This is a genomic window from Bosea sp. RAC05, assembly GCF_001713455.1.
GTDB lineage: Bacteria > Pseudomonadota > Alphaproteobacteria > Rhizobiales > Beijerinckiaceae > Allobosea.
The window spans coordinates 1,742,278-1,764,178 of record NZ_CP016464.1 but is presented as its reverse complement, the minus strand read 5'-3'; the positions used below and the strand labels follow the sequence as shown (position 1 = coordinate 1,764,178).

Sequence of the window (21,901 nt, the reverse complement as noted above, 5' to 3'; positions counted from 1 at the left end):
TGCTGTCAGGCGGTCAGACGGAAGGGTGTCTTGCTTTCGAGGCCCCGGCGCGGGGCGCGGGCGAAGGTCGCGATCCGGACAGGCTGCGAGGCGTCGGCGACGCCGCCGACCGGCAGGCGCACGGAAACCCGCGTGCCGACGCCCGGCGCGCTCTCGATGGTGAGCCGCCCGCCATGGAGGCCGACCAGCCCCCGCACGACGGAGAGGCCGAGGCCCGTGCCCTCATAGGCGCGGTCGTAGGAGCCTTTGGCCTGGAAGAAGGGATCGCCGAGGCGCGGCAGGTCCTGGGCGGAGATGCCGATGCCCGTATCCGACACGGAGAGGTCGACGACATCGCCGTCCCGCACCACCGCGAGCACGACGCGGCCGCCGGCCGGGGTGAACTTGATCGCGTTGGAGAGCAGGTTGATCACGACCTGCTTGAGGGCGCGGCGGTCGCCCTGCACCAGCGGCAGGTCGGGCCCGGCGACCCGCTCGAGGTCGATGCCGCCGGCCTCCGCCCGCAGCGTCATCAGCGCCAGGCAGTCGCGCGTCATCTCGGTCAGGTCGAGCGGCTCCTGGTCGATCGTCATCGTCCCGCTCTCGATCTTGGAGATGTCGAGCAGCGTGTTGACGACGTCGAGCAGGTGATGGCCCGAGCTGTGGATGATCCGCGCATAATCGAGCCGCTTCTCGGCATCGAGCCAGGGCTGGCCCTCATGGGTCAGCATCTCGGAAAAGCCGATGATCGCATTGAGGGGCGTGCGCAGCTCGTGGCTGACGGTGGCGAGAAACCGGCCCTTGACGTCGCTGGCCTTGACGGCCTCGGCATGGTCGCGGGCCTGCTCTTCTTCGTGGGCGCGACGGGTGGTGATGTCGCGCGTGACGCAGACCACGGCGGCGCTGTCGCCGGGCGCGGCGGTGTCGATGCGGCAAGCCTGCATCTCGAGCCAGCGCGAGACCGGATGCTGGCGCTCGCCGTCCTGCGGCATGAACAAGGTGCGGAAACAGGCCGTGGCGGAACCGCTGCCATGGGCGGCGTCGCTCAGCGCCTTCAGGAAGAGCGGGCGGTCCCCGACATGGACGCGCTCGAACAGGCCGCGTCCATGCAGGTCGCGCGGCTCGGCGCCGGCGAGGCTGCGGGCCGCCGCACTGGCGAAGACGACGGCACCGTTCGCATCGTGCCAGGTGACGAGGTCGCCGACATGGTCGAGCAGCAGCTGGGCCCGCTGGTCGGCCGCCCGGTGCTCGCGCAACTCCTCGCGCCGCCGCAGCAGGAAGCCGACGGCGACCGCCATCGCCTGCAGAATGGCAAGCATGACCAGAACCGGCATCATCTCGCGCGACCAGTCGGCCTGCCCGGCGAAGATGCCGGCATGGTCGAGCAGCATGACGCCGACCAGGGCCACCGCGGCGATGCCGCCGGCCCGCGCGACATAGGGGCGCGTGCCGAAGAACATGGCTTCCGCCGGGACGGCGGCAAGCCAGAGCAGCAGCGGAGACGCCGCGCCCCCGGTCATTCCGGCGAGCGCGGCAATGAAGAGCGCCAGCGCCGCCGCCGAGATGCAATGGGCGATGTCGAGCCGGCCGGTCCGCGAGAGGGTGACGACCGCCAGCAGCGGCAGGGCCGCCGCCACGAGGATCGCGGTCTCCAGCATGCCGAGCGTGCCGCGCCAGGCGAGATAGGCCGGCGCCAGGCCGAGCGCGACGGCGCCGACGAGCAGGCGCGTCAGGATGAAGCGCTCATGCCGCATGCGCTCCAGCGAATGGGGCAGCACGGATGCGTGCACCATCGCCGCCACCTGTGTCCTGACCGCCTGCAACTTCATGGGGAACGCAACGCCTGATCGCCGCGAGCGGTTCGCTCGCTTGCGGCCACTGTCGCCAGCGCGGTTTAAGCGGGCCTTAAAGCCAAGCCGCTCCGCCTCCTGCGCAGCCCTCCAAAAGGTGGGCATTCTCTCGTCTTTTCAGTATGTTGACCTACCCAACGTTACGGCAGCGCGACAGTTCCGTTGTTTGTCGGCAGGGTGAACGGAAGCTGAAGATCGCCCGCGGCCTTTGACCGTCGCGAATGACGCGATTTTTCCGGACCCGGCGCTATGCTCCGGACGGGTTGAGGCTCGGGCGAGCCTCTGTCGAGACGGGGTTCCGATGGCCTATATCCTGCGCAGTCTGGCGGTGATCGGCGTGATCGCGCTGCACTCGCCCGTTCACGGCGAGCGTTCGCAGGAGCACGATACTGCCGCGACGGCGCGCCGGGTCGCGGCCAGCCTGCCCCGCGTCGATGCGCCCGCCGCGATGTCGAGCCTCACCGCGGCGCGGGAAGCGGCCCAGATCTTCGCCGGGCTCGACCCCGAAACGCGCCAGCGCCTGATCGAGATGGCGGCCGCCGCCGCGACGGGCCAGGCCACGCGCACGACGCGCTGACACGCCGCAAGGCCGGCGGCCACGGCGCGCTTGACGACATCGCGCGACACGCCGAAGAGAGGCCATGAGCACCAGCCTGGACGAGATCGTCGCCAATTTCGACCTGCTCGAGGAGTGGGACGACCGCTACCGCTACCTGATCGAACTCGGCAAGAGCCTGGCTCCCCTGCCGGAGGAAGCCCATAACGAGGCCAACAAGGTGCGCGGCTGCGCCAGCCAGGTCTGGCTGGACTCGCAGGCCGAAGCGGGACCGGGCCCGCAGACGCGGCTGTCCTTCCGAGGTGATAGCGACGCCCATATCGTGCGCGGGCTGGTGGCGCTGACGCTGGCGATCTATTCCGGCCGCACCGCCGCCGAGATCATCGCGACCGATGCCTTCGCCACCTTCGAGAAGCTGGGGCTGGCGGCGCATCTGACGCCGCAGCGCTCGAACGGCGTCCGCTCGATGATCGAGCGGATCAAATCCGATGCGCGCGAGGCCGCGGCCGGCTGACCTGTCCGGCCTCAGCCGGCCCGGCCGGTCAGGATAGCGGGCCGCGCGCCCTCCTCCCGCCAGATGGATGGCAGGGTCCGCGCCGGCCCGCGCGTCGCCCCGAGGCCGTAATGCGCGACCAGCGCCTCCAGCGCGAGGCGCAGCACCACCTTGGCCGAGCGCGCCGGCCAGCCGCGCTCGCGCTCGACCGCGTCCAGCCCCTTGAGAAAGCCGCAGACGTCGATCGCCAGCCCCGAGAGTTGCGGTCCGAGCCGGTCGCAGGCCAGCCGGACTCGCTGACGCGCCGCCAGCGCGGAATCGGAGGCTGCCGCCGGCCCGCGGCTTCCGGCGCCGCGACCGTCGGGCACCAGCGACGCATCCCAGTTCATGGTGGTGCGCGGCATCAGGCGCGCGAGCGTCCAGTCTGCCCGGAAGCGCTCGCCGGCGGCGAATTCCTCGTCCGAGATCTGCGGCTTGCCGTCCCGGCCCGGCCGGCGATGCAGCCACAGCAGCGGGCTTTCGCGGGTGTCCAGCATCACGGTCTCGGAGCGGCCGTCGCGTTCGATCACGGCCGGGACGATGGCGGGGCGATCCGCGGGCGCCCCTTGCAGCGCATGCAGGCGTCGCCCCTCCCCCTGCCCGGTCCAGACCGCATGGCCTTGCGCGGCGAGGGCATCGGCCGCCGCCTTCGGGACGAACCCGGCTCCGAGCGTCGCGCCCCCGCCGCCGCGGTAGAGGCCGATCCGCCCGCAGCCGAGCGGCGAGAGCCGGGCGAAGGCGCCCGGCTGGGCCAGATGCCGCCGCAGCCGGGCCGCAGCCGCCTCGATGTCCTCCCTGCTCTCCGGCGCCGTCACGAGCAAACCTCCTCTGTCGGCATGGCCCCCAGCGCGCCCGTCAGCGCCAGCAGCCCGGCCTCGAGCGCCGCGAGGGCGAACTCCTCGGTGGGGTCATCGCGGCGGTCCTCGATCCGCGCGCAGGCGTGGCGCACCGTCGTCCGATCCCGGCCGAAGCAGATTCCGACGCGGCTCAGCGTCAAACCGAAGGCGACATGGGCGAGATACATCGCCGTCTGGCGGGCCAGCGCCACGCGCGGGTGCCCTCGCCCTGGGGTGCGCAGGATCGCCGCGGGGAGATGGGCGGTCGCCGCGACCGCCACTTCGGCCAGGCGCGCGCAGGCGGCCTGGCGCAGCGGGTCACTCCTGTCAGCTCTCGACATGTTCATTGTTTGTTCTCTGCATGAGACCAGCCTGGGCCGGCGATGACGATCAGCAATGCATGAAAATATTCCTATGACAAGTGCCCTCACCGCGAAGGGGGGCGCTATCCCCGGGGGCCGGACCGGACACGAAAAATGCCGCCGGCGAACCGGCGGCTTTTCGAAAACCTCGCGAGGCCCCCTTGCGGAGGGCGCGCGCCTCAGCGGCGCTTGCGACGCTGCTGGCCCAGGCCCATCTTCTTGGCGAGCTGCGAGCGGGCTTCGGCATAGTTCGGCGCCACCATCGGGTAGTCCGGCGGCAGGCCCCACTTCTCGCGGTACTGCTCGGGCGACATGTTGTACTGCGTGCGCAGATGGCGCTTGAGCGACTTGAACTTCTTTCCGTCCTCGAGGCAGATCAGATAATCGGCCGTGATCGACTTCTTGACCGGAATCGCCGGGCGGGGCGCCTCGGCCGGCACCACGGGGGCGACACCGCTGACGACACGGCTCAAGGCAGCGTGAACATCGTTGATCAGCGCAGGCAGATCCGACGCCGGAACAGAGTTGTTCGAAACATAGGCCGAGACGATATCCGCCGTCAGCTCGATATAATCCGATCCTTCGTTGTCTGCCATGGCGGCGCCACTCCCTGATACATTCGGCGAGATGATACGTTTGTGGAAGGCATTACTGCTGTGAACGCCTTGTGCGATCCCGACCAAGAGCACCCGAACACTAACGACTCAGACACGAGCTCGGCGGACCGTTACGCTCCCTGTAGTCCATGACCTATCCACCCGCAAGCGATCGGGCGGCTGCGAATACGATTTATCCATTCCAAATATTGCTATGCCGTCAGAAGATCATGGTATCGGCGCCGCCGCGGGTGGCGCATCTGCCGCTGCGGCATGATCTTGCCAGTCGCGCGGCCGCTCTCTACCTGTCGGAGCCTCCGCCTGAAGGAACCGTCGTCGATGCGCTCGAACTCCCGCCCCGGCTCCAGAACCAGCGCCACCAAACGGGTCAGCGCGCCCCGCGCCGACGTGCGGACCAAGACGACGCATGTTCACAACGTCACCCTGCAGGACGATTATGACTGGCTGCGGGCGCCCAACTGGAAAGAGGTGCTGCGCGACCCCCAGGCGCTTCCGGCCGATATCCGCCGGCATCTCGAGGCCGAGAACGCCTATTCCAAGGCGCTGATGGCGCCGACGCGCACGCTGCAGCGCGAATTGGTCAAGGAGATGCGCGGGCGCCTCAAGGAAGACGACAGCAGCGTGCCGCAGCCCGACGGGCCGTATCTCTACTATTCGCGCTACCGGAAGGGCGGCGAGCATCCGCTGATCTGCCGCAAGCCGCGCTCGGGCAAGGGCCGCGAAACGATCATGCTCGACGCCGATGCGCTCGCGGACGGCAAGGACTTCTTCGATCTCGGCGACGCGGCGCACAGCCCCGACCACGGCCTGCTCGCCTGGAGTGCCGACGAGGCGGGCTCCGAGCTGCACCGGATCCGCGTGCGCGACCTCGCCACCGGGGAGGACCGGCCCGACATCGTGCCCGACACGACCGGAGAGGTCGTCTGGGCGGCCGACAGCCGCGCCTTTTTCTATGTCGGGGTCGATGCCGATCACCGCCCGTCCCGGGTGCTGCGCCACCGCCTGGGCGAGAGCGCCGACCAGGATACCCTGCTGCACGAGGAGAGCGATGCCGGGATGTTCGTCGACATCGACGAGACCCAGTCCGGCCGCTTCCTGCTGATCTCGATCAACGATCACGAGACGTCGGAAATCCGGCTGCTCGACCTCACCGTGCCCGACGCGGTGCCGGTGACGATCGCGCCTCGGGCGGTTGGCCGCGAATACGATGTCGACCATCTCGGCGACGCGCTGCTGATCCGGACCAACGCCGACGGGGCCGAGGACTTCAAGATCGTGACCGCGCCGGTGGCCGATCCGAGCCCCGGGAACTGGCGCGATCTGGTTGCGCATCGGCCGGGCTGCCTGATCCTGAGCCATCTGTGCCTGCAGGGCCGGTTGATCCGGCTGGAGCGCGAGAACGGACTGCCGCGCATCGTCATCCGCGACATGGCCTCGGGAGCCGAGAGCAGCATCGCCTTCGACGAGGAGGCCTATGGGCTGGGGCTCGACGCCGGCTACGAGTTCGAGACCGAGACGCTGCGCTTCATCTACGCCTCGATGGCGCGCCCGGCCGAGACCTATGACTACGACATGGCCAGCGGTGTGCGTGTTCTGCTGAAGCGGCAGGAGGTTCCCTCCGGCCATGATCCGGCCGACTACCGGGTGCGGCGCATCTTCGCCAGGGCGAAGGACGGTGAAGAGGTGCCGGTCTCGATCCTGCATCGCGCCGACACGCCGCTCGACGGTTCGGCGCCCTGCCTGCTCTATGGCTACGGCTCCTATGGCTCGGCGATGTCGGCGTCGTTCCGGACGCGACCGCTGAGCCTCGTCGATCGCGGCTTCGTCTATGCCATCGCCCATGTCCGGGGCGGCACCGACAAGGGCCGGCGCTGGTATCTCGACGGCAAGCGCGAGAAGAAGACCAACACCTTCACCGATTTCATCGCGGCGGCCGACGCGCTGGCCGATGGCGGCTTCACCGCGCGCGGCCGCATCGTCGCGGAGGGCGGCAGCGCGGGCGGCATGCTGATGGGGGCGGTCGCCAACATGGCCCCTCGCCTCTTCGCCGGCATCATCGCCGAAGTGCCCTTCGTCGACGTGCTGAACACGATCCTCGACGACACGCTGCCGCTGACGCCGCCGGAATGGCCCGAATGGGGTGATCCGATCCGCGACATCGCCGCCTTCGAGACGATCCGCAGCTATTCGCCCTATGACAACGTCAAGGCCCAGGCCTATCCGCCGATCCTGGCGATGGGGGGGCTGACCGATCCGCGCGTGACCTACTGGGAGCCGGCGAAATGGGTCGCCCGGCTGCGCGCCACGATGACCGGTGGCGGGCCGGTGCTGCTGCACACCAACATGGACGCCGGACATGGCGGCTCGGCGGGGCGCTTCGACTCGCTCAAGGAGACCGCGCTGGCCTATGCCTTCGCGATCCGGGCCGCAGGCGAAGGCTGGCCGCAGGCCGATGCCGACGCCTGAGCCCGGAGGCGGGCTCGGTCAGCTGCCGAGCCGGGTCTTCTCGCTGGCGAGATAGATCTTGAGCTCGTCCATCGAGGCGAAGCTGTAATCGCCATCGGGGGTGCGGGCCTGGATCGAGCCGTCGGCATAGATGGTGAAATGCGCCTCGCCGACCTGATAGGCCCCGACGATGCCTTCGTCGGAGGCTGCGGGCGGCAGTTCGGCGGGCTCCGGCTCGGCCGGCTGGGTCGGCGCGGGGGCCGCCGGTTCGGCGGGCGGGACCTCCGCCTCGTCGAGGTGCGGCTCCGGCGCGGAATGCGTCTGCGGCGGCCAGGCCGGCACGGGACGGTCCGCGGCATCGAGCACCGGCCAGGACGGCTGCGACACATCGGCCGGTGCGGCTTCACGCTCCGGCGGAAGCCCCGGGGCCTCCGGCGGCTCGGGCCAATTCGCCCGGCGGCCGAGCGCCGGCTCCATCCAGCTCGACGCAGCCGCGAGATCGTCCAGCCGGCCGGCAACCGGACCGGGGGCGCCCTCGAACGAGGGTTCGATCCGCCCGCCCAGGGGACGCGTGCCGAGCCCCAGATCGGCCAGGCTCTCGCGCAGCCGGTCGAACTCGTCGTCGCGCACGTCGCGCAGCCCCACGGTGGGGGCGTCGGGGGTCAGCGGATCGTCGATGTCGGAGGCCACGGGCGGCGGAGCCGGCATCTCGGCCTGCGCCTCTGCGGGCTCGGGCCCCTCCGTCGCGGCCGGCTCCGGTTCGGACGCGGTCTGCGCCTGTGTCTCGGCCGCGTCTTCGTCCGCGCGAATCGCAGCGTCGTCCGCCGGCGCCTCGGCCTCCGGGACCTGCTCCGGCACGGGCGGGAGGATGGCAGCGGGCTCCGCCTCCGCGCTCACCGCCGGAACGGCCGGCTCGGGGGCGCTGTGCTGCCCCATCGCTTGGAACGGGTCGAAGGTCGGCAGCGCGTCCAGTCGCGCCCGAGCGGTGTCGGCGTCATCCGGAGAGGCCGGCATCGGCTCGGCGAACACCTTCGACAGCTCGGCGCTGAAGAGATCGGGATGCGCCGGGGCCTCCGGCGGCGTCTCTGGCGATTCGGGGGCGGCGGGCTGCGCCACCGCGATGCCGGCCGCTGCGAGGGCTCCGGCAGCCGCCAGACCCGGCACCGCCACCCCCATCCCGTCGGCTGCGGCCTGCAGCTTTGCGGTGGCCTGGTCCGGCGCCGCCGTCGCCCCACTCGCCATCGAGGCCAGCGACATTGCCATCGCGGCATTGGAGAGGCTGCACTTCAGGCGCTTCATCTCGACGAGAACCCAGGCGAGAGCGAGCAGGATCACGCCCGCCACGGCCACCACCGTGCCGATGATGACCTGGGTGAAGCCACGCTCGAGGACCATGTAGGGCAGGCCATCGACGATCGCGACCGCGCCGCCGCCAACGAAGCCGAGCCCCAGCAGGATGAAGAAAATGATCAAAGACGCGTCCTCGGCACAGTGCCCGAAAGCAATTCCGGCAATTCGTTGATCCGGTCGTTCAGCGACCGGCCGATGCTGCCATCATGTAACGTATTGAATAAGAGAGCGTTTCAATTCCGGCCTTCGCTAAGCGCGCCGATTCAGGCGGGAGTGAGGCGCAAAGGCGCAGGGCGCGGCGGGCCGGTTCCGCAGGGGCGGCGGTTGCCGGGGAGGCGGCGGAGGCTTAACTAACGAGGCGAATGGCGGGCGCCCTCACCGGGGACCACCCTGCCCAGGCCGCCTGGCGGCAAGCCATTCTCAGTCCACGCGATTTGCCAGCCACGGAGAGGCCCCCATGACCTTCACCCTTCCCGACCTGCCCTACGCCCATGACGCGCTGCAGCCCTTCATGTCGAAGGAGACGCTGGAGTTCCACCACGACAAGCACCACCTCGCCTATGTCAACAACGGCAACAACGCGATCAAGGGCACGGAATTCGAGGGCAAGTCGCTCGAGGAGATCGTCAAGGCCTCGCACGGCAAGAACGCGGCCGTGTTCAACAATGCCGGCCAGCACTACAACCACCTCCACTTCTGGAAGTGGATGAAGCCCAATGGCGGCGGCAAGATCCCCGGCGCGCTGGAGAAGGCGATCGTCGACTCCTTCGGCTCCGTCGAGAAGATGAAGGAAGACTTCGTCGCCGCCGGCGTCGGCCAGTTCGGCTCGGGCTGGGCCTGGCTCGAGGTCAAGGGCGGCAAGATCGCCGTCTCCAAATCCCCCAATGGCGAGAGCCCGCTGGTCAACGGCGCCAGCCCCATTCTCGGCTGCGACGTCTGGGAGCACTCCTACTATATCGACTACCGCAACCGCCGCCCCGACTACCTCAAGGCCTTCCTCGAGAGCCTGGTGAACTGGGAGTATGTGGCCGAGATGTACGACGCCGCCGCCAAGGCCTGAGCCTTCGCCGGATCAATGCGAAACGGGGCCGCGAGGCCCCGTTTTTTTGTGTCCGCAGAGACGATCGGAAACGCTTGGGCGACGCTCAGGCGGCGACACTCTGCAGGAACTGGTCGACCGTCGTGCGCAGCCGCAGCGCCTGGGCGGCGACCTCGCCGGCGGCGCCGCGCACCTCCTCGGCCGAGCGCCCGGTCTCCTCGACCGAATCGGCGAGGACGCTGAGGTCGCTCGAGACCGAGAGCGCGGACGAACTCGCCATCGCGACGCCCGAGGCGATCTCGCCGGTGGCGATCGCCTGCTGTTCGATCGAGACCGCGACCGAATTGGCGAAGTTCTCGATCGCATTCATGCGGTCGGCGATGGTCTGGATCGATCCGACCACCTGGCCGGTGGCGCTCTGGATGGCCCCCACCTGCGCGACGATGCGATCGGTCGCGTCGGCGGTCTGGGATGCCAGGCTCTTCACCTCCGAGGCGACGACGGCGAAGCCGCGCCCCGCCTCGCCGGCCCGCGCTGCCTCGATGGTGGCATTGAGGGCGAGCAGGTTGGTCTGGGCGGCGATGTCGCGGATCAGGTTGACGACCTCGCCGATGGCGCGCGCGGTCTCGTCGAGCGCGCGCACCGAACCCGCGGTCTCGCGCGAGATCGAGGCCGCCTCGACGATCTCGGTCCGCACGCGCCGGATCTGGAACTCGACCTCGCGAATGGCTGCGCCCATCTCCTCGGCCGCCTGGGCGGCGCTCTCGACATTGCCCGAGGCTCCATGGGCGTTCTGGGCGGCGCGCGCGGCGCGCCCCGAGGATTCGGCGGCGACGCGGGCGAGACCGTCGGAGGCCTCGCTCATCCGGTCCGCATTGCTCTTGAAGGCCTCGAGCGCGACGCCGACCTCGCCGCGGAACAGCCCGATCGCCTCATCAACTCGCTGCTGGTGCAGCCGGCGCTCGGCTTCGCTGACATGCTGTCTTTCCTGCAGGGCCGCCCGCTCGGCCAGCCGCAGCTTGAGCACGCCCAGCGCATGGGCGATGGCGCCGATCTCGTCGCGGCGCGCCAGGGCATCGATCGGGGTGTCGAGCTGCCCGTCCGAGATGCTGACGATCGCCTTCGTCATGTTGCGCAGCGGCTTCATCGTCCGCGACAGCGAGAACCAGAGCAGCGGCCCGAGCACGAGCAGGATCAGGATGCCGAAGGCGATGGTCGCCGTCTGCTCGAAGCCGGCGCGTTCGAGCAGACGCGACTTGTCGAAGCGCAGGGCGACATAGCCGATCTGCTTGCGGTGCCCGCCGACGCGCACGACATGCAGCTTGGTGACGTAGGTGTCGTCCTCGACCTCGACCGAATCGGTGTCCTTCAGGATTTCCCAGGGATCGCGCTTCAGCAGGGCCGTCACCACGCGTGGCGTCAGGGCGAGCCTGGCCTCCTCGTTGCGACCGGCGCTCGCCAGGGCGGAGAGATCGTCGGCGATGAAGCCCGCTTCGAAATCGGGGTCGCGCTGGAGCGACCCCAGAATGTAGCCGAGCGTGTTGGTGTCGCGCGCCAGGATCAGCGAGGGCGAGGCGTTGACCACCATCAGCACCAGCGACTTCATCTTCTGCTCGAGGTCGTCGCGTGTCTTGGCGTCGTTGTAGCGGGCTGCGGCGAAGACCACGAGCATGATGGCAGCCGCCACGATGGCCACAGCGGCGGCGGCGATCTGGCTGCTGAGCGAACGGCCCCAGCGACGGGCCGGGGCGAGTGTCTGCGCGGCGGTTTCGGTGGTCCCCGCTCGCTTGAACGACATCATGGCCGGCACAGTCCTCGCATGCGTCCCGACTGGCTGCAAAGGCCACCGAAACAACCCGACGGGAGTGTAGCAACCGCTTGGTTAAGGAATGGCTTGCGCAGCCGCTCAGGCGAGGCCGGCGAAGCGGACCATCGTCAGTCCCTGCGGCTCGAAGGCCATCAGCGCCGCATGCTCGACCGGCCGCGTCGCCACGACCGGATCGAGCCGCACCAACTCGTCGTCGACGAAGCCCGGATGGCACATCACCAGATGCGCGGGACCGGGTCGCAGCAGGAATCGCTGCAGGTCGGCGGCGAAGTCCCGTGCCGGATCGAAGGGAGCGACGCCGGAGAAGCCGCGATTGATGGGGAAGCCGCGCCGCAGCGCCGCGTGCCGGAACCCCAGCGCCAGGGCGGAGATGGTCAGGGCCTTGCCGACGGCGACGCCGCGCGCGCGGATCGCGACCGGCGAGTCATGCGGATCGCGCAAATAGAGACTGCCCTTCGGATAGCGCTTCGACACGGCGTCGAGCAGCGCGCCGCGCACGCCCGGCAGGACATGGACGTGCTGGTGCCCGTCGATGAAGTCCGGAGGGCGGCCGAGCCCATCCTCGAAGGCGTCGAGCTGTCGGGCGATCTCCGCGGCGATCTCGTGCCGGGCCGTCGGCGAGGTGGCGGCCGCACGGGCGAGATCGCGCAGCGCGGGCAGTTCGCCGCCCGGCGCCAGCCGCGGCATCGCGCCGAGCGGGGCGGTGCAGGTCAGGTTGAGGTGCAGGCCGAGATCGGCCTTGTCGGCGAGCGCGCCGAACGCCGCCGCGAAGCCGCGCCAATGCGGACGGTTGGTCATCGCGCCGGCCGCCGAAAGCCTGCCGGCTTCGAGCAGCGCCAGGATCGAGCGGCTGACCCCGTCGGTCAGGGCGAAATCGTCGGCGCATAAAACAAATCCGCTCGCCATGCCGGTTTGTTGTCCTCTGTTCAGGCGCCTTGCGCTAAGAGCGCCCGCAAGCTTTACGGTTCCGCACAGGCCCCGTCATCCGGCATCGTCCGGCATCGAAGGGACCGCGCCGGCGAAGCCGCCGAGAGGTCAACCGCGTGTCCGAGATGCAGCCCCCTTCCGCTTCGCCCGCACCGCGCGGCCACTCCAGCCGGCCGGAGCTCTCGATCGTCGTTCCCGTCCATAACGAGGCCGAGAATCTGCCGCTGTTGTTCGAGCGGCTGAAACAGGTGCTCGACGGCGCGGTGACCTCCTGGGAGCTGGTCTGCGTCGACGACGGCAGCCGGGACGGGACGCTGGCGGTGCTGCGCCTGCTGGCGAGCCAGGACCGGCGCGTCAGCGCGGTCTCGTTCAGCCGCAATTTCGGCAAGGAGATCGCGATCGCGGCGGGGCTCGACCATGCCTCGGGCGATGCGGTGGTGATCATGGACGCCGATCTCCAGCATCCTCCGGAGACGATCCTGCTCTTCCTGGAGAAGTGGCGCGAGGGCTATCTCAACGTCTATGGCCAGCGCTCGGACCGCGACGGCGAAACCCGGCTGAAGCGCAATTTCGCCAAGGCCTTCTACCGGCTCTTCGCCCGCTTCGGCGAAACCGAGCTGCCGGAAGGCGCTGGCGATTTCCGCCTGCTCGACCGCAAGGTGGTCGATGCGCTGCGGGCGCTGCCGGAGCGGGCGCGCTTCTCGAAGGGCTTGTACGCCTGGGTCGGTTTCCGCTCGACGGGGGTCTCCTTCGACGTCGCCGAGCGCGAGCACGGCGTCTCGAAATTCCGCTACCGCAAGCTGTTCTCCTTCGCCTTCGACGGGCTGTCGTCCTTCTCGACCGTGCCGCTCAAGATCGCGACCTGGGCCGGCGTCGTCATCGCCGTGATGGCGGCGATGACGGCGCTGTTCTTCGTGCTGCGCACGCTGTTCTTCGGCACCGACCTGCCCGGCTTTCCCTCGCTGATCGTCTCGATCATGTTCTTTTCCGGCATCCAGCTCGTCTCGCTGGGGATGATCGGCGAATATGTCGGGCGCATCTTCGCGGAGGTGAAGCGCCGGCCGCTCTACCTGATCGGAGAGCGCGTCGGCTTCGATGCACGCACGGTCGACCATCCGCGCGGCGACGCGCTGCCGCCGCTGATCCGGTAGACGCTGCGCTCGCCATGACGGTGAGCCCGTGGCGCCGCACTGGACCATCCTTCGAGACGCCGCTATGCGGCTCCTCAGGATGAGGGCTGACGACGACAGCCCCGGAGCCGCGATGTTCAAGAAAATCCTCTCCGTCGGCGGCTTCACCCTGCTCTCGCGGCTTTCGGGCTTCGTGCGCGATATCGTGCTGGCGGCCGTGCTGGGCGCCGGCGCGCTGATGGACGCGTTCTCGGTGGCGCTGCGGCTGCCCAACCATTTCCGGGCGATCTTCGGCGAGGGTGCGGTCAACCAGGCCTATATCCCGGCCTATGCCCGCATTCGCCAGCAGGGCGGCGAGGCGGCGGCCGCGCTGTTCTCCAACCGCGTCTTCAGCCTGAACCTGATCGTCCAGCTCGTGCTGGTGGCGATCGCCCTGCCCTTCATGCCCGAGATCGTGCGCCTGCTGGCGCCGGGCTTCGCGAATGATCCGCAGCGCTTCGACCTGGCGGTCGCGCTGACGCGGATCACCTTCCCCTACCTGCTCTTCATCACGCTGGTGACGCTGCTCTCGGCCAATCTCAATGCGGTCGACCGCTATGCGGCCGCTGCCGCGGCGCCGATCCTGATGAATCTCTGCCTCGTCGCAGCGCTCGCCGTCGCCTTCCTGTTCCCCAACGCCGCCTATGCCGCGGCCTGGGGCATGGCGGTGGCCGGCGTGCTGGAATGGCTGTTGCTCGCCTTCGCCGCGCGCCGCGCGGGCGTCGCCGCTGCCCTGACCCGGCCGCGGCTGGATGCCGATGTGAAGAGCTTCTTCAAGGCCTTCGGCCCGGCGGTGATCGGCTCGGCCGGGGTGCAGATCGCGCTCTTCGCCGACACCATCATCGCCTCGCTGCTGCCGGCCGGCGCCTATGCGGCGCTGTACTATGCCGAGCGGCTCTACCAGCTCCCGATCGGCGTGATCGCGATCGGTGTCGGCACGGTGCTGCTGCCGACGATGAGCCGCCTGATCGCGGCCGGCGACGAGGCGGCCTCCGACCGGGCCCAGAACCGGGCGATCGCGCTGACGGTGGTGGCGGCGGCGCCCTTCGCGGCGGCCTTCCTCGCGATCCCCGAACTGATCGTCTCGGCCCTGTTCGAGCGCGGGCGTTTTGATGCGGCGGCGAGCCAGGCGGCGGGCGCGGTGCTGCTGGCCTATGCGGTCGGGCTGCCGGCGATCGTGCTGATCCGCACCCAGGTCTCGACCTTCCAGGCGCGGGGCGACACGACGACGCCAATGTTCGTCTCGCTCGCCGCCATCGGCGCGAATGTCGCGCTCAAGCTCTTGTTGTGGCGCGATTTCGGCGCTGCCGGGCTGGCGTTGGCGACGGCGGCCGGCGCCTGGATCAATGTCGCGACCCTGTTCGTCCTCGGCATCCGGCGCGGCTGGGCGAAGCCGGATCCGCGGCTTGGGGTGCTGGTCGCGGTCACCCTCGGCGCGGCGCTCGTCGCCGGCGTCGCGGCCCGCTTCGCGGCCCCTGCCCTGCTCGCGGCGACGGCCGGGTTCCCGCATGAGCCGCGGCTCGTCGCGGTGGCGTCAGTGAGCGTGCTCGCCGCCCTGCTCTATGCGGCGGTGCTCGCCGTCGGGCTCAAGCTCTCGGGGACGGTCCGGCTGCTGCGGTAGCCGGCAACGGGCTGCGGCTTCAGCCCAGAAAGCTCCGCGCGCGCTCGCCCAGCAGCACCGCCGCCTCGTCGACCATGCGCGTCACGATCTCGCCGGCGCCCGGAACATCGGCGACCAGACCCACCGCCTCGCCGACGATGACGGCGGCGTTGTCGGGATCGCCGGCCGCGAAGGCGTCGCGATAGGCCGGTGCCTCCAGCTCGATCGCTGCCTTCAGCGCCTCGTCGCGGCCGGCCCAGCGCGCGGTGAAGGCATTGGCGGCGACACGGATGTCGAAGGGTTTCGGCCAGTCGAGCCGGCGGGCGATGTCGGGCAGCGAGGTGCGAACCGTGCCGTCGCCGGTGGCCGCCAGAGCCGCCTCCTGCTGCCTGGCATGGACCAGCGCCTCGCGGCTCGCCCAGAAGCGGGTGCCGACCAGCACGCCGTCAGCGCCCAGCATCAGCGAGGCCGCCAAGCCGCGGCCGTCGGCGATGCCGCCCGCCGCGAGCAGCAGCGTCTCGGGGCTCTCGCGGGCCAGCAGATCGGCAACCTCCGGCACGAAGGGGAAGGTCGCGCGGCGATGGCCATGGCCGCCGGCCTCGCCACCCTGCGCGATGATGATCGCCGCCCCGGCATCGAGCGCCTGGCGAACATGGTCGAGCGACTGGCACTGGCAGATCAGCGGGATCTCGGCCGCCGCGATCTCCGCGGCGAAGGGCGCGGGATCGCCGAAGGAGAGCATCAGCGCGGCAGGGCGATGCGCCAGCGCGGCCGTCAGCAGGTGCGGCTGCTTCGCCAGCGACCAGGTAATGAAGCCGCAGCCGGTGCGGGTGTTGCCGGCCTGGGCGAACTCCCGCTCGAGCCAGTCGCCGTCGCCATAGCCGCCGCCGATCAACCCTAAGCCCCCGGCGCGGGTGACGGCGGCGGCGAGCGCGCCGCCCGCCGCCAGCGCCATCGGCGCCGACAGCACCGGGTGCTCGATGCCGAGTTGCCGCGTCAGCCTTGTGACGAGACGCGCCATGCTCAGGCGGACTTGCTGTTGGCGAAGTCCATGTAGAGCTCGCGGGCCTTGCGGTAGAGCGGGCCGGGCTGGAGCTGGCGGTTGTCGATGCGGCCGACCGGCACGACCTTCGAGTAGTTGCCCGAGGAGAAGATCTCGTCGGCCTGCTCGAAATCGCTGTAGCGCAGGCTGGTCTCCTCGACCGTGACGCCGTCCTGCCGCAGCAGGCCGATGACGCGCTGGCGGGTGATGCCGTTCAGGAAAGTGCCGTTGGGAACCGGCGTCTTCACCACGCCGTCCTTGGCGAGGAAGATGTTGGAGGTCGCGGTCTCCGCGACGTTGCCGAGCATGTCGAGCACCAGCGCATTGTCGAAGCCGGCGGCCTTGGCGGCGCGCAGCGTGCGGGCGTTGTTGGGATAGAGGCAGCCGGCCTTGGCGTCGGTCGGGGCGGTCTCGATCGTGGGACGCCGGAACACGCCCTGCGTCACCGAGAGCCCGTTGGGCGGCAGGCCCATCGGCGCCTCGAACAGGCAGAGGCAGAAGCGCGTCGAGTCCTCGTCCGGGATGATGGTCGAGATGCCGTCGGCCTCGGCCCAGTACATCGGCTTGATGTAGAGGGCGACGTCGCCCTTGAACTTCTTGATGCCCTCATGGGCCTTGGCGATGATCGTCTCGGCGGTTTCCGTCGGCTTCAGGCCGAGCGCGGTCGCGGAACGGTTCACGCGCGCGGCGTGGAGCGCGAGATCAGGGGCGAGGCCGTCGAACCAGCGGGCGCCGTCGAAGACCGAGGAGCCCTGCCAGGTCGCATGGCTGCGCGGCCCCATGATCGGCGGGTTGCCCTCGTGCCACTCTCCCTCGAACCAGGTCCAAGTCTGCGAATACCAGGCCATCAGGCGCTCCCGTGTGTCACGATCGACGATGCGCGCACCGTCTGCCCCCGACCTTCCCTCGTCAACATGCAGCCCCGCACAACCCGATGACGGGATGTGATGGAAGCGATCGGCGGCGGTGATGGATCAAAACCCCAGCGCGCGCAGGCCCGCGATCACGCTCATGCCGACGACGAGCGCGAGCAGTTCGTTGCGTCGCAGGATCATGCTGCCCATCGCGGCCAGCAGCGCGACGCCGGCCGCCAGCCCGAGCCGCTCGATCAGGGGCAGGACGGTGGCGGCGATGATCGAGCCCGGAAGGGCCGCCAGCCCGCGGCGGACATGGGGCGTCAGCGGGATGAAGCCCATCAGCACCACGCCGGCGATGCGGCAGAGATAGGTCGCGACCGCCATGGCGAGGATCGCGATGACGGCGCCCCAGGCGCCCAGATTGGCGGAGCCGAGATCAGGCAGCGTCATCGCTGAACGCTCCCACGACGGCACCGGTCAGGGACCCGACGATGATGAAGGCGTAGCCCTCGACCAGCTTGGCCGTCAGCAGCGCGGCGAGGCCCGCGGCGACCCAGGGCACGGCGGCGCGGCGGCCACGCCAGAGCGGCACGATCATCGCCGCGAAGAAGATCGGCATGACCAGGTCGATGCCGAAGGCGCGCGGATCGGAGACCAGCGCGCCGAGCCAGTAGCCCAGGCCGGTGAACAGGATCCAGACCACCCAGAGCAGCAGGCCGGCACCGATCAGCACGCCGAGATCGCGGCCGCCCTCGGCCCGGTAGCGTGTGCCGATGACCCAGTTGGCGTCGGTGAAGAAGAACAGGTGGAGCGCGTTCAGCGCCTTCGGATAGGGCGCGAACCAGGGCTGCAGCGAGGCGCCCTGCAGGATCATCCGGGAATTGACGGTGGCGGTGACGACGGCGAGCCCGACGATCGCCCCCCAGGTCCACTCCGGCCGCCAGAGTTCCATCGCGACGAGCTGCGAGATGCCGCCATAGACCAGCGCGCTCATCAGCAGGGTCTCGACGAGGCTCAGCCCCTTGGCCGAGGCCGCCGCGCCGAAGGCGACCGCGAAGACGACGACGCCGGGCACCAGGACCATGACCTTGCGCATGCCCAGGCGCATGCCGGCCGCGCTCGTCTGTGGCGGAGCTTCCTCCATGAACCCGTTCTCTCCCCGTGCGCGGGCCTGTCGCGGCCCGCACTTGCGCCGCCTCGCCGAGAGCGGGCGACGGACGCTCCTTCCAAGGCCGAAGCGGGCCGCAGGTCAACGCCGCCGGGCGGGTTGGCCACATGAGCCTGGCACAGGGCGGCGCCGGGGCGATGGCGAGCGCCCCCGCCCTGGCCTATCCTGCCGCCATGATCTGGCTTTCCTCTCCCGACGACATCGCCGCCGACCTCCCGGCCGTCTGGCTGGTGGCGACGCCGGAGCGGCCGGCGACGCTGCCCGCGCGCTCGGCGCTGCGGCGGGGCATGGGGGCCCGCATCCTGGCGCAGCAACTCGGCCTGCCGCGGGAGGCCATCGCGATCGGCCATGACGGGCGCGGGCGGCCCCTGGTCGAGCATCCGCGCGGGAGCGGGCTGCATCTCTCGCTGGCAACACGGGCCGGCGTCGTCGCGGTGGCGCTCGCCCACCAGCCCGTCGGCGTCGATGTCGAGGCCGTGGACGACAGCGCCCACCCGCCCATTGGCGTCCTGCACCCGGAGGAATCGGCCTGGCTGCTCGCCCAGCCGCCTGAGAACCGCGCGCTGGCCTTCGCGCGGCTCTGGAGCGCCAAGGAGGCTTATGTGAAGGCGCTGGGCTCGGGCTTCGCGCGCGCCCCCGAGAGCTTCGCCGTCTCGCTCTCGTCGGCGGGGCAGCTGAGGGTGCGTGACGGGGCCCAATCCGCGGCCGCGAGCGGTGTCAGCCGCACCATCGAAAACGGCGGCCAGGAGATCCTGGCCGCCGCGATCGTGGTCATCGGTTAGGGCGGAGGGCGGCTCAGCCCTCGGCCGCGTGCCCACCGCGCCGCTGCTTCAGCACATAGGCGATCGCGCAGACGAGCGCGGCGCCGATCACCGAGGTGACGTAGTGCGGCAGGTTCGCCGGGGCGATGCCGATGGCGCTGACATCCGTCGGCACCGGCTTGATCCAGGTCGGCATGTTGACCTGAAGCCAGCGCAGGACGGCAATGTCGCCCAGGATCATCTCGGCCGCGATCCAGCCCAGCAGTGCCGCGCCGATCCAGATCAGGATCGGGTAGCGGGTGATGATCGTGGTGAGGAACTGCGCTCCCATGATGATCAGCGGGATCGAGAGCAGCAGACCGAAGATGAAGAGTTCGGGGTGCCCGCGCGAGGCGGCGGCGATCGCGATGACGTTGTCGAGGCTCATCACCGCGTCGGCGATGGCGATGGTGCGCACCGCCTGCCAGAGCGTGGTGCCACCGTCGATCTCGGCATGGCTCTCATCCTCGCCGAGCGCGAGCTTGACCGCGATCCAGAACAGCAGCAGGCCGCCGATGATCTTCAGATAGGGCACCAGCAGCAGGTAGGTGACGACGAGCGCGAAAATGATGCGCAGGCCGATCGCCGCGGAGGCCCCGAGCCAGATGCCGACCTTGCGCTGCTTCTCGGGCAGCGAGCGGCAGGCGAGCGCGATGACGACCGCGTTGTCGCCCGACAGCAGCAGGTCGATCCAGATGATCTGCAGCAGCGAGACCCAGAATGTGGAGGATGAAAAATCCATTGGTCAGTCAATTCCTGATCGATCGGGGCAATGCGCCCTCCTGTGACCTCACGGACCGCTCAACGCAAGAGGCCCGAGCGGCCAAAGGGCAGCTAAATCGTCGGCTGTGCGCCGCCTCGCTCCCAACGGCGGGCGGCGCGCGAGGTTCCCAGTCCGTCAGCCCAGCGCCTGCTCGACCGCCTTGCCGGCGGCTTCCGTGCCCAGCGAGCCGCCGAGGTCGCGCGTGCGGGTGCGGGCATCGCCCAGCGCCCGCTCGATGGCGGCCTCGATGCCCTTGGCGGCTTCCGTCTCGCCGAGATGGTCGAGCATCATCGCCGCCGACCAGATCTGGCCGATCGGGTTGGCGATGCCCTGGCCGGCGATGTCGGGCGCCGAGCCATGCACCGGCTCGAACAGGGAGGGATAGTCGCCGGTCGGGTTGATGTTGCCCGAGGGCGCGATGCCGATCGTGCCCGTGCAGGCGGGGCCGAGGTCGGACAGGATGTCGCCGAACAGGTTGGAGGCGACGACGACGTCGAACCGGTCCGGATTCAGCACGAAATGCGCGGTCAGAATGTCGATGTGGTACTGGTCGACGCTCACATCGGGGTACTTCTTCGCCATCTCCTTCACCCGCTCGTCCCAGTAGGGCATGGTGATGGCGATGCCGTTCGACTTGGTCGCCGAGGTCAGCTTCCGGCGCGGGCGGCGCATGGCGAGCTCGAAGGCGTATTTCAGCACGCGGTCGACGCCGACACGGCTCATCACCGTCTCCTGCATGACGATCTCGCGCTCGGTGCCGGCATACATGCGGCCACCGACGGAGGAGTACTCGCCCTCGGTGTTCTCGCGGACGACGAAGAAGTCGATGTCGCCGGGCTTGCGGCCGACGAGCGGGCCGGGCACGCCAGGCATCAGCCGCACCGGGCGCAGGTTCACATACTGGTCGAATTCGCGCCGGAACAGCAGCAGCGAGCCCCAGAGCGAGATGTGGTCCGGCACCTGCGCGGGCATGCCGACGGCGCCGAAGAAGATCGCGTCATGGCCGCCGATCTGGTCCTTCCAGTCGTCGGGCAGCATCTTGCCGTGCTTGGCGTAGTAGTCGCAGGAGGAGAAATCGAACTCGTCCAGCCGCAGTTCAAAGCCGTATTTCTTCGACGCCGCCTCCAGGATGCGCAGCCCCTCGGGCATCACCTCCTTGCCGATGCCGTCTCCGGCGATGGCGGCGATGCGATAGACGCGGTTGGTGCGGCTCATGACTTGTCTCCGAAGAAGGCGATGAATTGCGCGGCGACGAGATCGGGAATCTCCTCGGCCAGATAATGCCCGCCAGGCAGGCTGCGGCCTTGGACGTTCTCCGCGCGCAGGCGCCAGAGCGCCAGCGGATCGAAGCACTTGCCGATGATGCCGTTCTCACCCCAGAGCGCCAGCAGCGGCTGCGTCAGCTTGCGGCCACCATCCTCGTCGTCATGGCGGATGTCGATGGTGGCAGCGGCGCGATAGTCCTCGCAGGAGCCATGGATGGTCCGCGGATCGGAAAAGCAGCGCAGATACTCAGCCAACGCTTCCGGGGCGAAGGGCTTCAGCCCCGCCGCGCCGGAGCCGCATTTCTTGCGCCAGTAGGCTTCCGGATCGGCCCCGATCATCTTCTCCGGGAAGGGCGCCGGCAGGATCAGGAAGAACCAGTGCCAATAGGAGCGGGCGAAGGCGTCGGTGGTGCCTTCATACATCTCACGCGTCGGCGCGATGTCGAGCGTGGCGAGTTTCGTCACGCGCTCGGGGTGATCGAGCGCCAGTCGATGGGCGACGCGGGCGCCGCGGTCATGCGCGCCGACCATGAAGCTGTGATGGCCGAGCCGCGTCATGACCTGCGCCATGTCGAGCGCCATGGCGCGCTTGGAATAGGGGAAGTGCTCGGGGTCGGTCAGCGGCTTGTCGCTGTCGCCATAGCCGCGCAGATCGGCGCAGACGAGGGTGAAGCGGTCCTTCAGCCGCTCCGCCAGCTTGTGCCAGAGCACATGCGTCTGGGGATAGCCATGCAGCAGCAGCAGTGCCGGCCCCTGCCCGCCCGTCCGCACCCGGATGCGCGCGCCCGAGGTGGTGACGTCGAGCAGCCGGAAGCCAGGGAAGAGGCTGTCGGTGACGGGGAGATCGGTGAGGGGCATGGGCGCCACGTCGGAGTGTGCGGTCTCAAGCGCGTACGCTCATTCCGGCGGAATTGCG

The 21,901-nt window shown here is 69.6% G+C and carries 21 protein-coding genes; 7 read left to right on the top strand and 14 right to left on the bottom strand.

Going from position 1 to position 21,901, the window contains the following annotated elements:
• Positions 1-5: 5 nt before the first annotated feature.
• A complete protein-coding gene (locus BSY19_RS11810; protein ID WP_150129590.1) occupies positions 6-1,808 on the bottom strand; it encodes a PAS domain-containing sensor histidine kinase in 1,803 nt (600 codons plus the stop codon).
• Positions 1,809-2,130: 322 nt separating this feature from the next.
• Between BSY19_RS11810 and BSY19_RS11805 the strand changes: the two genes are divergently transcribed.
• Complete coding sequence (locus tag BSY19_RS11805) at positions 2,131-2,406, top strand: hypothetical protein (protein WP_069054342.1); 276 nt, start codon at positions 2,131-2,133, stop codon at positions 2,404-2,406.
• Between the two features lie 64 nt (positions 2,407-2,470).
• A complete protein-coding gene (locus tag BSY19_RS11800) occupies positions 2,471-2,899 on the top strand; it encodes a SufE family protein (protein ID WP_069054341.1) in 429 nt (142 codons plus the stop codon).
• 11 nt (positions 2,900-2,910) lie between these two features.
• On the opposite strand, the gene BSY19_RS11795 is transcribed toward BSY19_RS11800, so the two are convergent.
• The 3 genes from BSY19_RS11795 to BSY19_RS11785 form a co-directional block, all read right to left on the bottom strand.
• Positions 2,911-3,732 (bottom strand): DUF6456 domain-containing protein, encoded by an 822-nt coding sequence (locus tag BSY19_RS11795; RefSeq protein WP_083247552.1) that lies wholly within the window; start codon positions 3,730-3,732, stop codon positions 2,911-2,913.
• Positions 3,729-4,100 carry a helix-turn-helix domain-containing protein gene (locus tag BSY19_RS11790; RefSeq protein ID WP_210184426.1) on the bottom strand — a complete coding sequence of 124 codons (372 nt, stop codon included), beginning with the start codon at positions 4,098-4,100 and terminating at the stop codon, positions 3,729-3,731. Before BSY19_RS11790 ends, BSY19_RS11795 begins: the two co-directional genes overlap by 4 nt.
• Before the next feature lie 194 nt (positions 4,101-4,294).
• Positions 4,295-4,711, bottom strand: a complete 417-nt coding sequence (locus BSY19_RS11785) for a Ros/MucR family transcriptional regulator (RefSeq protein WP_069054339.1) — start codon at positions 4,709-4,711, stop codon at positions 4,295-4,297.
• 339 nt (positions 4,712-5,050) lie between these two features.
• Here BSY19_RS11785 and BSY19_RS11780 point away from each other — a divergent pair, with 339 nt between their 5' ends.
• Complete coding sequence (locus tag BSY19_RS11780; protein WP_069054338.1) at positions 5,051-7,198, top strand: S9 family peptidase; 2,148 nt, start codon at positions 5,051-5,053, stop codon at positions 7,196-7,198.
• An 18-nt stretch (positions 7,199-7,216) separates the two neighbouring features.
• On the opposite strand, the gene BSY19_RS27945 is transcribed toward BSY19_RS11780, so the two are convergent.
• Positions 7,217-8,650 (bottom strand): hypothetical protein, encoded by a 1,434-nt coding sequence (locus BSY19_RS27945; RefSeq protein WP_069054337.1) that lies wholly within the window; start codon positions 8,648-8,650, stop codon positions 7,217-7,219.
• A 334-nt stretch (positions 8,651-8,984) separates the two neighbouring features.
• Here BSY19_RS27945 and BSY19_RS11770 point away from each other — a divergent pair, with 334 nt between their 5' ends.
• Positions 8,985-9,587, top strand: coding sequence for a superoxide dismutase (locus BSY19_RS11770; protein ID WP_069054336.1), 603 nt, complete (start codon positions 8,985-8,987; stop codon positions 9,585-9,587).
• Between the two features lie 85 nt (positions 9,588-9,672).
• Here the strand turns inward: BSY19_RS11770 and BSY19_RS11765 are convergent, their stop codons facing one another.
• Complete coding sequence (locus BSY19_RS11765; RefSeq protein ID WP_069054335.1) at positions 9,673-11,367, bottom strand: methyl-accepting chemotaxis protein; 1,695 nt, start codon at positions 11,365-11,367, stop codon at positions 9,673-9,675.
• Positions 11,368-11,472: 105 nt separating this feature from the next.
• Positions 11,473-12,300 carry a ChbG/HpnK family deacetylase gene (locus BSY19_RS11760; protein ID WP_069054334.1) on the bottom strand — a complete coding sequence of 276 codons (828 nt, stop codon included), beginning with the start codon at positions 12,298-12,300 and terminating at the stop codon, positions 11,473-11,475.
• A 146-nt stretch (positions 12,301-12,446) separates the two neighbouring features.
• Between BSY19_RS11760 and BSY19_RS11755 the strand changes: the two genes are divergently transcribed.
• Together BSY19_RS11755 and murJ are read left to right on the top strand one after the other, a co-directional pair.
• Positions 12,447-13,472 (top strand): glycosyltransferase family 2 protein, encoded by a 1,026-nt coding sequence (locus tag BSY19_RS11755; protein WP_069057028.1) that lies wholly within the window; start codon positions 12,447-12,449, stop codon positions 13,470-13,472.
• Between the two features lie 112 nt (positions 13,473-13,584).
• On the top strand, positions 13,585-15,111 hold the full coding sequence (gene murJ, locus BSY19_RS11750) for a murein biosynthesis integral membrane protein MurJ (protein ID WP_069054333.1): 1,527 nt from the start codon (positions 13,585-13,587) through the stop codon (positions 15,109-15,111).
• Between the two features lie 19 nt (positions 15,112-15,130).
• Here murJ and BSY19_RS11745 read toward each other — a convergent pair whose 3' ends face one another.
• From BSY19_RS11745 to BSY19_RS11730, 4 genes are all read right to left on the bottom strand, one after another.
• Positions 15,131-16,111 (bottom strand): NAD(P)H-dependent flavin oxidoreductase, encoded by a 981-nt coding sequence (locus tag BSY19_RS11745; RefSeq protein ID WP_069054332.1) that lies wholly within the window; start codon positions 16,109-16,111, stop codon positions 15,131-15,133.
• Positions 16,112-16,113: 2 nt separating this feature from the next.
• On the bottom strand, positions 16,114-16,980 hold the full coding sequence (locus BSY19_RS11740) for a branched-chain amino acid aminotransferase (protein ID WP_069054331.1): 867 nt from the start codon (positions 16,978-16,980) through the stop codon (positions 16,114-16,116).
• Between the two features lie 126 nt (positions 16,981-17,106).
• Entirely contained in the window at positions 17,107-17,439 is a 333-nt protein-coding gene (locus tag BSY19_RS11735) for an AzlD family protein (protein WP_069054330.1), read from the bottom strand.
• Positions 17,426-18,133 (bottom strand): AzlC family ABC transporter permease, encoded by a 708-nt coding sequence (locus tag BSY19_RS11730; protein WP_069054329.1) that lies wholly within the window; start codon positions 18,131-18,133, stop codon positions 17,426-17,428. The genes BSY19_RS11735 and BSY19_RS11730 overlap by 14 nt, the downstream gene beginning before the upstream one ends.
• 131 nt (positions 18,134-18,264) lie before the next feature.
• On the opposite strand from BSY19_RS11730, the gene BSY19_RS11725 reads away from it, so the two are divergent.
• Complete coding sequence (locus tag BSY19_RS11725; protein WP_083247551.1) at positions 18,265-18,939, top strand: 4'-phosphopantetheinyl transferase family protein; 675 nt, start codon at positions 18,265-18,267, stop codon at positions 18,937-18,939.
• A gap of 13 nt (positions 18,940-18,952) precedes the next feature.
• Here the strand turns inward: BSY19_RS11725 and BSY19_RS11720 are convergent, their stop codons facing one another.
• From BSY19_RS11720 to BSY19_RS11710, 3 genes are all read right to left on the bottom strand, one after another.
• Positions 18,953-19,699 carry a TerC family protein gene (locus tag BSY19_RS11720; protein WP_069054327.1) on the bottom strand — a complete coding sequence of 249 codons (747 nt, stop codon included), beginning with the start codon at positions 19,697-19,699 and terminating at the stop codon, positions 18,953-18,955.
• A gap of 156 nt (positions 19,700-19,855) precedes the next feature.
• Positions 19,856-20,935 carry a tartrate dehydrogenase gene (locus BSY19_RS11715; protein ID WP_069054326.1) on the bottom strand — a complete coding sequence of 360 codons (1,080 nt, stop codon included), beginning with the start codon at positions 20,933-20,935 and terminating at the stop codon, positions 19,856-19,858.
• Complete coding sequence (locus BSY19_RS11710; protein WP_083247550.1) at positions 20,932-21,843, bottom strand: alpha/beta fold hydrolase; 912 nt, start codon at positions 21,841-21,843, stop codon at positions 20,932-20,934. The genes BSY19_RS11715 and BSY19_RS11710 overlap by 4 nt, the downstream gene beginning before the upstream one ends.
• Between the last annotated feature and the right edge of the window lie 58 nt (positions 21,844-21,901).